This is a genomic window from Acidovorax sp. sif0632 (assembly GCF_019218805.1).
Lineage (GTDB): Bacteria > Pseudomonadota > Gammaproteobacteria > Burkholderiales > Burkholderiaceae_C > Acidovorax > Acidovorax facilis.
In genome coordinates this window covers 118,403-129,835 of sequence record NZ_JAHUWW010000004.1, presented here as the reverse complement: position 1 = coordinate 129,835, position 11,433 = coordinate 118,403, and the positions used below count along the sequence as shown (strand labels likewise).

The following is an 11,433-nucleotide window of genomic DNA, read 5'->3' as shown; positions in this document are numbered from 1 at the left end:
TGCTGCGCACAGGCGCCTTGCATCCCACCCCCAGGTCGGGCAACGCGATCCCCGAAAAGAGGGTTGGCAGGCCCTCACGGCAAGACGGAGCAACGACGCCAGTGGGGTCCTATTGGCCGCTCTACGCCAAAAGACGCGAGGACTTGGGGACGTGGGCCATCAGGAACTCCATCTGATCGGCCAGGATGCGCCGGTTACGCAGGATGAAGTCCTCCCACAGACTCGGCACATAGGGCGCATACAGCAGCGGCATGTGTGCCTGCTCTGGAGTGCGGGGGCCCTTGCGGTGGTTGCAGGGGCGGCACGCCGTGACCACGTTCATCCAGTGGTCCTGGCCGTTGCGCGCAAACGGCACGATGTGCTCGCGCGTCAGGTCTTCCTCATGAAAATGCCCGCCGCAGTAGGCGCACACATTGCGGTCGCGGGCAAAGAGCTTGCTGTTGGTCAGGCTGGGCTTGAGCTCGAACGGATTGATGCTGGGCACGCCCTTGGTGCCGATGATGCTGTTGATGGCGATCACCGATTGCTCACCCGAGATGGCGTTGTGCCCGCCCCGGAACCGGGCAATCTGTGCACCAGACTCCCAGCGCACTTCCCCGGCGGCGTAATGAATCACCGCCTGCTCCAGCGAAATCCACGATTGGGGCAGCCCTTGGGCTGACAGCTTCAAGACCTTCAAAACACGCCTCCTGGAACACAAAGTACACAAGGATCGGAACGCAGATGTCTCGCGGGCAGCCCTGCGCGGGGCCAGCCGTGGGTCACAATATACTCCGTTTTCATGACAAATTGGCGTCCTGCGCTTGATGGACTTGCGCATGCTGCTATCAAAAAGATAACAAACCGATGAAGATCTTTCGCGGATTCCACCACCCTGGCATTGCCAATGCCTGTGCGCTCACCATCGGCAATTTCGATGGTGTGCACCGGGGCCACCAGGCCATGCTGGCCTTGCTGAACAGCGAGGCTGCACACAGGGGCGTGGAAAGCTGCGTGCTGACGTTCGAGCCCCACCCCCGCGACTACTTCGCGGGCGCCCACCAAAAGCCCGAGCTGGCACCCGCACGCATCGGCACCCTGCGCGACAAGCTCACCGAACTGGCCCGCTGCGGTGTGCAGCAGACCGTGGTGCTGCCGTTTGACGCGCGGCTGGCCGCCCAGTCGCCCGACGCTTTCATCGACGAGGTGCTGGTGCGTGGCCTGGGGGCCCGGTATGTGCTGGTGGGCGACGATTTCCGCTTTGGCCGCCAGCGCGCCGGCGACTACGCGATGCTGGACGCCGCCGGGCAAGCCAAGGGTTTTGACGTGGCGCGCATGAACAGCTACGAGGTGCATGGGCTGCGCGTGTCCAGTTCCGCCGTGCGCCAGGCGCTGGCCGCAGGCGACATGGAAGCCGCGGCACGCCTGCTGGGACGGCCCTACACCATCAGCGGCCATGTGGTGCATGGCCGCAAGCTCGGGCGCGAACTGGGTGCTACCGCCGCCGGTGCAGGCGACGGCTTTCGCACCCTGAACCTGCGCTTTGCCCACTGGAAGCCTGCCGCCAGCGGCATCTTTGCCGTGCTGGTGCATGGCCTTGCCGCCGAGCCGTTGCCAGGGGTGGCCAACCTGGGCGTGCGCCCCTCGCTGGACCCGAACGACGTCAACGGCGGGCGCGTGCTGCTGGAAACCCATTGCCTGCATTGGCCCGCCGATCTGGGGCCCGAGGGGGCGTACGGTAAAATCGTGCGCGTGGAACTGCTACACAAACTGCACGACGAGCTGAAATACGACGGTCTGGATGCCTTGACGAAGGGCATCGCCAAAGACTGCGCCGACGCGCGTGCCTACTTTGCCTCGGCCCAGGCACCCAACCACACCGAAACCCGGCGCCAGACCACCCGCGACCGAATTTGAGGGAGCTGCTTCTCGCAGCGCCCGCCTGACGGGCCCGCCATCCTTCGCGCTCCAACCCCGTTCTTGCTCCGGGCCTTGCCCCGGAATGCCCCGTTTTTAAGGCTCCCTCATGTCCGACGACAACGCCAGCACTCCTTCCACGGATTACCGCAGCACCCTCAACCTGCCCGACACCTCCTTCCCCATGCGTGGCGACCTGCCCAAGCGCGAGCCGGGCTGGGTCAAGGACTGGGAAGACCAAGGCATCTACAAGCGCCTGCGGGATGCCCGTCGGGGTGCGCCCAAGTTCATCCTGCACGACGGCCCGCCCTACGCCAACGGCCAGATCCACATGGGCCACGCGGTCAACAAGATCCTGAAGGACATGATCACCAAAGCGCGCCAGCTCGAAGGCTTTGACGCGCTGTACGTGCCTGGCTGGGACTGCCACGGTCTGCCGATCGAGAACGCGATCGAGAAGAAACACGGCCGCAACCTGAGCCGCGATGACATGCAGGCCAAGAGCCGCGCGTTTGCCACCGAGCAGATCGCGCAGCAGATGGTGGACTTCAAGCGCCTGGGCGTGCTGGGCGAATGGGACAACCCCTACAAGACCATGAACCCCGCGAACGAAGCGGGCGAAATCCGCGCCTTCAAGCGCGTAATGGAGCGTGGCTTTGTGTACCGGGGCCTCAAGCCCGTGTACTGGTGCTTTGACTGCGGCTCGTCGCTGGCCGAGTTCGAGATCGAGTACCAGGACAAGAAGAGCACCACGCTGGACGTGGCATTCAAATCGCATGAGCCTGCCAAGCTCGCCGCCGCCTTCGGGCTGCCCGCACTGGCCAAGGACGCGTTTGTGGTCATCTGGACCACCACCGCCTGGACCATCCCTGCCAACCAGGCGCTGAACCTCAACCCCGAGATCAGCTACGCGCTGGTGGACACGGGCGAGCGCATCCTGCTCGTGGCCGAGCCGCTGGTGGCCTCGTGCCTGGAGCGCTACGGCCTCACCGGCAGCGTGCTGGCCACCACCCTGGGCAAGAACCTGGGCGGCCTGGAATTTGAACACCCGCTTTACGACGTGAAGAGCGAGGACGGAACCCAGGGTTACAAGCGCCTTTCGCCCGTGTACCTGGCCGACTACGCCACGGCCGACGACGGCACGGGTATCGTGCACTCCTCCCCTGCCTACGGCCTGGAAGACTTCAACTCCTGCCGCGCGCATGGCATGGCACTGGACGACATCCTGAACCCCGTGCAAGGCAACGGCACCTACGCGGCCGACTTCCCTCTGTTTGGCGGCCAGCACATCTGGAAGGCGGTGCCCGTCATCATCGAAGCCCTGCGCAACGCGGGCCGCCTGATGACCACCAAGGACATCACGCACAGCTACCCGCACTGCTGGCGCCACAAGACGCCCGTGATCTACCGCGCCGCCGCGCAGTGGTTCATCCGCATGGACGAGGGCGAAGGCGTGTTCACCCAGCCCGGCATGAAGCCCGCCAAGACGCTGCGCCAGATCGCGCTCGACGCGATCGAGCACACCAGCTTCTACCCCGAGAACGGCAAGGCCCGCCTGCACGACATGATCGCCGGGCGGCCCGACTGGTGCATCTCGCGCCAGCGCAGCTGGGGCGTGCCCATCCCGTTCTTTCTGCACAAGGATTCGGGCGAGTTGCACCCGCGCACCATGGAAATCATGGACCAGGCCGCTGACATCGTCGAAAAGGGCGGCATCGAGGCCTGGAGCCGCGTGACGACCGAAGAAATCCTGGGCGCCGAAGACGCGCCGCATTACACCAAGAGCACCGACATCCTGGAGGTGTGGTTCGATTCCGGCTCGACCTTCAGCCACGTGCTGCGCGGCACGCACCCCGAGGTGCACCACGACACCGGCCCCGAGGCCGACCTGTACCTCGAAGGCCACGACCAGCACCGGGGCTGGTTCCACAGTTCGCTGCTGCTGGCATCGGCGCTGGAAGGCCGCGCGCCCTATCGCGGCCTGCTGACCCATGGCTTCACCGTGGACAGCCAGGGCCGCAAGATGAGCAAGTCGCTGGGCAACGGCATCGACCCGCAGGAAATCAACAAGAAGCTGGGTGCCGAAATCATCCGTCTGTGGGTGGCCGCCAGCGACTACTCGGGCGACATCGCGGGCGACGAGAAGATCCTGGCGCGTGTGGTGGACGCCTACCGCCGCATCCGCAACACACTGCGCTTCCTGCTGGCCAACGTGAGCGATTTCGACCCGGCCAAGGACGCCGTGCCGTTCGACCAGGTGCTGGAGATCGACCGCTACGCGCTCACCCGCGCATCCGAGTTCCAGGCCGAGGTGCTGGCGCACTACAAGGTCTACGAATTCCACCCCGTGGTGGCCAAGCTGCAGCTGTACTGCTCGGAAGACCTGGGCGGCTTTTACCTCGACGTGCTCAAGGACCGCCTGTACACCACGGCGCCCAAGAGCCTGGCCCGCCGCAGCGCGCAGACCGCGCTCTACAACATCACGCACGCCATGCTGCGCTGGATGGCGCCGTTCCTGTCGTTCACGGCCGAAGAGGCGTGGAAGGTGTTCGGCAGCTCCGACTCCATCTTCCTGGAGACCTACGGCAACGTGGCGGGCGTGGGTGCCGGTGCCGACGAAGGCCTGCTGGCCAAGTGGTCGCGCATCCGCGAGATCCGTGATGCGGTGAACAAGGAGATCGAAGCACTGCGCGCCGATGGCAAGGTGGGCTCGTCCCTGCAGGCCACCGTTACCCTCACGGCGGCGCCCGAAGACCATGCGCTGCTGGCCAGCCTGGGCGATGACCTCAAGTTCGTGTTCATCACATCCGCTATCGAATTGGTAGCTGGTAGCGCATTACAGATAAGCGTCAAGCCCAGTTCTGATGCCAAATGCGAGCGCTGCTGGCACTACCGCAGCGATGTAGGGCAGGACGCCGCCCACCCGACGATCTGCGGCCGCTGCACCAGCAACCTCTACGGCGACGGCGAGAGCCGGGAGCACGCCTGATGGACCGCACATTGCAGGCCGGGCGTTCCGGCGCGAGCATGTGGCCCTGGCTGGCCTGGGCTGTGGTGCTTGTGGTGGTCGACCAGATCACAAAGACCCTGATCCTCAACCACTACCAGTTGGGCGATTCCACGTTCATCACCAGCTTCTTCAACATCGTGCGGGCGCACAACACGGGTGCTGCATTTTCGTTCCTGTCGGACGCGGGGGGCTGGCAACGGTGGCTGTTCACCGGCATCGGCGTGGCAGCCACGATCTTCATCGTGTGGCAGCTGCGTGCCCACCCGGGGCAAAAGCTCTTCGGCTTTGCGCTGTCGAGCATTCTGGGCGGCGCGGTGGGCAATGTGGTGGACCGGCTGATGCACGGCTATGTCGTGGACTTTCTGGACTTCCATGTGAGCGGCTGGCACTTTCCGGCGTTCAACGTGGCGGACTCGGCCATCACGCTGGGGGCAGCGTGTCTCATTCTGGATGAGCTGCTTCGCGTGCGGCGCGAGCGCTGACGCCACCGGCATCCCCCTGCAAGCCTTGCAACAGCCCGCCTCGTGCGGGCTGTTTGCTTTGTAGCGCCAGTTCCTCTTGCCGCATGCCGTGTCATGCGCATGTCACGGTCAGCGGTTGCAATGTAAACGTTTACATCAAACGTATTGCACCAAACTGCCATGAGCATTCTGGAAGTCGCCCGCGAGGCCGGTGTGTCGGTTGCCACCGTGTCGCGTGTTTTCAACGTGCCTGACAAAGTGGCCCCGGCCACGCGTGAGCATGTGGAGAACATCGCCCGCACCCTGGGCTATCTGCCCAACGCCAGCGCGCGCACCTTGCGCACCCAGCGCAGCCGCGTGCTGGGCGTTGTGTTGCCCACGCTCACCAACCCCGTGTTTGCCGAATGCCTGGAAGGCATTGCCCAGGCCGCCGTAGCGGGTGGCTACGCCATCTCGCCGTTCACCACCGACTACCGCCTGGACCAGGAAGACCGCGCGGTGAACCTGCTGCTGGCGGGCAACGTGGACGGGATGATCCTGGTGGTTTCGAACCCCGCCACCTCCACCGCACTGCAGCGGCTGGCCGAGGTGGGTCTGCCCTATGTGCTCGCCTACAACCACCACCCCGATCACCCCTGCGTGTCGGTGAACAGCGAGCTGGCTGTGGCCGACGTGGTGACCCATCTGGCCACGCTGGGGCACCGCCGCATCGCCATGGTCAGCGGGCTGCTCAGCGCCTCTGACCGCGCGCAACAACGCTGCCGGGGCTACACGCGCGGCATGGAGCAGGCAGGCCTGCAGGCCCAGCCTGTGTTGCAGGTGCCCTTCGTGGCCGCTGCGCCAGAGGTGCTGGGCGAAGCCCTGAACAGCCAAGACCGCCCCACGGCCCTGGTGTGCTCCAACGACCTGCTGGCCATCCGCAGCATCCGCGCCGCGCACCTGGCGGGCCTGGCGGTGCCGCGCGACCTGAGCGTGGTGGGGTTCGACGGCATTGCGCTGGGGCAAGACCTCACTCCGCAACTGAGCACCGTGGTGCAACCCAATGCCGACATCGGCCGCCACAGCGTGGAGCTGCTGGCCCAGGCCGTGGCCAGTGGCAACCCGCTGGGGCCCGACATGGGTCAGACGCTGGCGCACCAGTTCCGCGCTGGCGAGTCCTGCGCACCGCCCGCCTCTTCCCTTGTTCCTCCCCTCACCTGAACCCAAGGAGCTGATCCATGAAAACAACCCTCAAAAACTTCACCCGCGCCACGTTGCTGGCTTGGGGCCTGGCAGCCGGTGCCACGGCCATGGCGCAAAACGCCATCTGCTACAACTGCCCGCCCGAATGGGCCGACTGGGGCAGCCAGATCAAGGCCATCAAGGCAAAGACCGGCATCACCGTGCCACCAGACAACAAGAACTCCGGCCAATCGCTGGCCCAGCTGGTGGCAGAAAAAGCCAGCCCCGTTGCGGATGTGACCTACCTGGGCGTGACCTTCGCCATCCAGGCGCAAAAGGACGGCGTGGTGGCTGCCTACAAGCCCGCTGCATGGGCCGAGATTCCCGATGGCCTGAAGGACCCTGCAGGCCACTGGTTCACCATCCACTCGGGCACCCTGGGCTTCATGGTCAATGTGGATGCACTCAAGGGCAAGCCCGTGCCGCAGTCCTGGGCCGACCTGCTCAAGCCCGACTACAAGGGCCTCATCGGCTACCTGGACCCGGCATCGGCCTTCGTGGGCTATGTGGGCGCTGTGGCAGTGAACCAGGCGCGCGGCGGCACGCTGGACAACTTCGGCCCTGGCATCGACTACTTCAAGGCGCTGCAGAAGAACGAGCCCATCGTTCCCAAGCAAACGTCTTACGCCCGCGTACTGTCGGGCGAGATCGCGATCCTGCTGGACTACGACTTCAACGCCTACCGCGCCAAGTACAAGGACAAGGCCAATGTGCAGTTTGTGATCCCCACCGAAGGCACGGTGGTGGTGCCCTACGTGATGAGCCTCGTGGCCAACGCGCCGCACGCCGACAACGGCAAGAAGGTGCTGGACTTTGTGCTGTCGGACGAAGGCCAGGCGCTGTGGGCCAATGCCTACCTGCGCCCCGTGCGCTCCAGCGCCATGTCCAAGGAGGTGCAGGCCCGCTTCCTGCCTGCCAGCGAATACGCACGCGCCAAAACGGTGGACTACAGCAAGATGGCCACAGTGCAAAAGGCCTTCTCGGACCGCTACCTGAAAGAAGCCCAGTAAGCCGGGGCGAGCTGGAGAGATGCACATGCGCCACAACAGCTTTGCTCCATCCCGCGCGCTGCTGCTGGCGTGTACCGCACCTGCCGTGGCATTCTTTGCAGCGTTCTGGCTGCTGCCCATCGTGCAGCTGATTGCGCTGCCCGCCAGCAAGGGCTGGGAGACCTACTTTGTGGTGCTCACCCACCCGCGCTACCTGCAAAGCCTGCTGCAGACACTGGGGCTGTCCCTGGCGGTGACGCTGGCCACCCTGGTGCTGGGCGCGGCCGTGGGCATCACGCTGGCGCGGCACCGTTTTACAGGGCGGCAGCTGCTGCTGTCGCTGCTGACGTTGCCGCTGTCGTTTCCAGGCGTGATCATTGGTTTTTTCATGATCTTGCTCGGTGGCCGCCAAGGCCTGGTGGCCGACCTGACGGACGCGCTGGGCCTGGGCCGCATCACGTTTGCCTACGGCCTGGCCGGGCTGTTCCTGGCCTATCTGTACTTCTCGCTGCCACGGGCCGTTGCGACCTACACAGCGGCGGCCGGGGCCATGGATGCGGCACTGGAAGAAGCCGCCCGCTCGCTGGGCGCGCCGCGCTGGCGGGTGGTGCGTGACGTGTGGGTGCCCGAACTCGCGCCCACCACGCTGTCGTGCGGGGCCATTGTGTTCGCCACGGCCATGGGCGCGTTTGGCACCGCGTTCACGCTGTCCAGCAAGTTCGAGGTGCTGCCCATCACCATCTACAACGAGTTCACCAACTACGCCAACTTTGCACTGGCCGCCAGCCTGTCGATCACCCTGGGGCTCATCACCTGGGTGGTGCTGTGGCTGTCCCGCCGTGTTGCGGGCCCGGCACCGGCTGCCGGGGCGTAACCACCACCATGCGCACGACCCAACAAGCCTCCTTCCCCCTGCTGGCGCTCACGGCGCTGGTGGCGGCGTTCATGCTCGCCCCCATCGCGCTGTCGGTGATGGCGGGGCTCGTCAACAACTACAGCACTGGCATTTCCAGCGGGCTCACCACACGATGGCTGCACGAGGTGTGGGACCTGTACGGTGGCACCGTGGGCTGGTCGCTGGGCCTTGCGCTGCTGTGTGTGCTGGGCAACCTGCTGCTGGGCGTTCCCTGCGCGTATGCGCTGGCACGCAGCCGCTCGCGCGCCGCACGCCTGTTTGAAGAACTGCTGACCTTGCCAGTGGCCGTGCCCGGCCTGGCCAGCGCGCTGGCCTTGATCCTGGCCTACGGCACGCTGCAAGGCTTTCGCACCAGCTTTGCATTCATCCTGGTGGGGCACATGGTGTTCACCCTGCCGTTCATGGTGCGCACCGTGGGCGCTGCATTCCAGCGCAAGGAACTGCTCTCGCTTGAAGAAGCGGCACGCTCGCTGGGTGCCAGCTTCGGGCAGCGCTTTCTGGGTGTGCTGGTGCCCGCCGTGTTGCCCGCCATCGTGGCGGGCAGCCTGATGGTGTTCACGCTGTCGGTGGGCGAATTCAACCTCACATGGATGCTGCACACGCCGCTGACCCGCACCCTGCCGGTAGGTCTGGCCGACAGCTATGCGTCCATGCGCATCGAGATCGGCTCCGCTTACACGCTGGTCTTTCTTATCGTCATCCTGCCCGTGCTGTGGGGCCTGCAGGCCGTCGGCACCCTGATCGAAAAACACCATGGAACTTGAACGCACGCGCGTGGAGATAACCCAATGCGCCAAAACCTACCCTGACGGCACGCGGGGCCTGCGGCCGACCGACCTCACTGTGGAGCCCGGCGAGGTCGTCGCCTTGCTGGGGCCATCGGGCTGCGGCAAGACCACACTGCTGCGCCTGATTGCCGGGCTGGAGGCACCCGATGAAGGCAGCCGCATTGCCTTTGGCGGCACCGACGTGACGCGCCTGCCCATCGAGCAGCGTGGCATCGGCATGGTGTTCCAGCACTACGCCTTGTTCCCGCAAATGACGGTGGCAGCCAACATCGGCTACGGCCTCAAGATCCGCAACGTGCCCGAGGCCGAGCGCCGCCGCACCGTGGGCGAGCTGGTGGACCTGGTGCGCCTGCAAGGGTTGGAGCACAAGCGCCCCACTGAACTCTCCGGCGGGCAACGCCAGCGTGTGGCCCTGGCCCGCGCCGTGGCGGTGCGCCCCCGCGTGCTGCTGCTGGACGAGCCCTTGACCGCGCTGGATGCCAAGCTCAAGGAGTCTCTGCGCGACGAGCTGGCCGACCTGCTGCGGCGCCTGCACATCACCGCCATCCACGTCACCCACGACCAGCAGGAAGCCCTGGCCATTGCCGACCGCCTGGCGGTGATGCACGCGGGCCAGATCGTGCAGGTGGGCGATGGCGAGACGCTGTACCGCGCGCCCACCCACCCCTTTGTGGCGCAGTTTCTGGGCCGCGTGAACCGGCTCCAGCGGGACGCCGCCGCAAGCGCCCAAGCCGTGTTGATGCTGGGTGGGCTGCCTCTGCCCTGCCCTGCCGCCGTGCAGGCCCACACGGCCTTGCTCGTGCGGCCTGAAGACATCGAGGTGTCGGCCCTTCAAACTGGCTGGGGTCAGGCCGAAGTCACGCGCCGCAGCTTTCTGGGCGACCGCGTGCAACTGGTTCTGACCCTGGCCGACCAGCCCCCGCTGATGGCCGATGTGCCGCGCGACCACCCCGCCCGCACGGGCGACACCGTGGGCGTGCGCATCGCCCCCGAGCGCCTCATGCCCTGCCACGAAACCAGCGACTGACCCAGCCAGCCCTACCCCGCCTGCACGCCTTTTAGCCATGACCACCACACTGCTGCTCCAACTGTCTGACCCCCACATCCGCGAGCCCGGCCGCCTGGCCTATGGCCGCATCAATACTGCGCCCTATCTGGCCGAGGCCGTGGCCAGCGTGAACCGGCTGCCGCAGGCGCCCCATGCCGCCGTCATCACCGGCGACCTGACAGACTTTGGCCGCGCCGCCGAATACGAGCACCTGCGCGCCCTGCTCACGCCGCTGAACATGCCGGTGTACCTGCTGCCCGGCAACCACGACAGCCGCGAGCAGATGCGCGCGAGCTTTCCGCAGCACCACTACCTGGGGTCCGAGGGCTTCATCCAGTACAGTGTGCCGGTGGGCGGCATGCAGCTCATCGCGCTCGATACCGTGGTGCCCGGCGCCAGCGAGGGCAGCCTGTGCACAGAGCGCCTGCAATGGCTGGAGGAAGAGCTGGCACGCCACACCAGCCGCCCGGTGGTGATCGCCATGCACCACCCACCGTTTCGCACGCTGATTGGCCACATGGACGACATCGGCCTGCGCGAAGGCGCCGATGCGCTCGAAGCCATCGTGGCCCGCCACCCGCAGGTGGAGCGTGTGATCTGCGGGCACCTGCACCGGGCCATCCAGGTGCGGTTTGGCGGCACCATCGCGGCCACCGTGCCATCGCCCGCGCACCAGGTGCGGCTGGACCTGGCGCCCAACGCCGCCTCGGCCTGGATGCTGGAGCCGCCCGGCTTTGCGCTGCACGCCCTGCCTGCGGGGGGGCGGCTGGTCAGCCACACCGTGGCCAGCGGCCAATACGCGGGGCCCTACCCGTTTCATGACGGCGGGCAGCTGATCGACTGAAAAAACGGGCCCTGGCGACAAGACCTCCACCGCCGAGCACCCAGCCGCGACAGGGTCATCGCTGCACAACTCCTCAATCAGGAGTATGCTTATATGTCAGTTTTGTGACAAATGGTCCGGGTGCCGCAGTATTTTCTGCGCGCTCTTCATCCCGGAAGCCGAGCAGCCAGGCTCATGCCTCCCCGCCTGCCGCCGCCTACGGGCACAGAAATGAATGAAACCGCTTCCCTGCACGGGCGCCAGCTTTAACGCTTGCGTCG

At 65.9% G+C, this 11,433-nt stretch carries 10 protein-coding genes; 9 read left to right on the top strand and 1 reads right to left on the bottom strand.

Annotated elements, in window-relative coordinates; all coding sequences use genetic code 11:
* Positions 1-121: 121 nt before the first annotated feature.
* Positions 122-679, bottom strand: a complete 558-nt coding sequence (locus KW832_RS14270; RefSeq protein WP_055401504.1) for an HNH endonuclease — start codon at positions 677-679, stop codon at positions 122-124.
* 167 nt (positions 680-846) lie between these two features.
* On the opposite strand from KW832_RS14270, the gene KW832_RS14265 reads away from it, so the two are divergent.
* The 9 genes from KW832_RS14265 to KW832_RS14225 all read left to right on the top strand — a co-directional run bounded on the left by KW832_RS14265 (position 847) and on the right by KW832_RS14225 (position 11,173).
* Positions 847-1,896 carry a bifunctional riboflavin kinase/FAD synthetase gene (locus tag KW832_RS14265; RefSeq protein ID WP_218300464.1) on the top strand — a complete coding sequence of 350 codons (1,050 nt, stop codon included), beginning with the start codon at positions 847-849 and terminating at the stop codon, positions 1,894-1,896.
* A gap of 109 nt (positions 1,897-2,005) precedes the next feature.
* Entirely contained in the window at positions 2,006-4,885 is a 2,880-nt protein-coding gene (gene ileS / locus KW832_RS14260; RefSeq protein ID WP_218300463.1) for an isoleucine--tRNA ligase, read from the top strand.
* Positions 4,885-5,388 (top strand): signal peptidase II, encoded by a 504-nt coding sequence (gene lspA, locus KW832_RS14255; RefSeq protein ID WP_121420870.1) that lies wholly within the window; start codon positions 4,885-4,887, stop codon positions 5,386-5,388. Before ileS ends, lspA begins: the two co-directional genes overlap by 1 nt.
* Before the next feature lie 159 nt (positions 5,389-5,547).
* On the top strand, positions 5,548-6,567 hold the full coding sequence (locus KW832_RS14250; RefSeq protein WP_218300462.1) for a LacI family DNA-binding transcriptional regulator: 1,020 nt from the start codon (positions 5,548-5,550) through the stop codon (positions 6,565-6,567).
* 17 nt (positions 6,568-6,584) lie between these two features.
* On the top strand, positions 6,585-7,598 hold the full coding sequence (locus KW832_RS14245) for an ABC transporter substrate-binding protein (protein WP_218300461.1): 1,014 nt from the start codon (positions 6,585-6,587) through the stop codon (positions 7,596-7,598).
* Positions 7,599-7,617: 19 nt separating this feature from the next.
* Positions 7,618-8,451, top strand: a complete 834-nt coding sequence (locus tag KW832_RS14240) for an ABC transporter permease (protein ID WP_176886744.1) — start codon at positions 7,618-7,620, stop codon at positions 8,449-8,451.
* 8 nt (positions 8,452-8,459) lie between these two features.
* Entirely contained in the window at positions 8,460-9,257 is a 798-nt protein-coding gene (locus tag KW832_RS14235) for an ABC transporter permease (protein ID WP_121420874.1), read from the top strand.
* Entirely contained in the window at positions 9,247-10,308 is a 1,062-nt protein-coding gene (locus KW832_RS14230; protein WP_218300460.1) for an ABC transporter ATP-binding protein, read from the top strand. Before KW832_RS14235 ends, KW832_RS14230 begins: the two co-directional genes overlap by 11 nt.
* A 37-nt stretch (positions 10,309-10,345) precedes the next feature.
* Entirely contained in the window at positions 10,346-11,173 is an 828-nt protein-coding gene (locus tag KW832_RS14225) for a phosphodiesterase (protein ID WP_218300459.1), read from the top strand.
* Positions 11,174-11,433 lie beyond the last annotated feature (260 nt).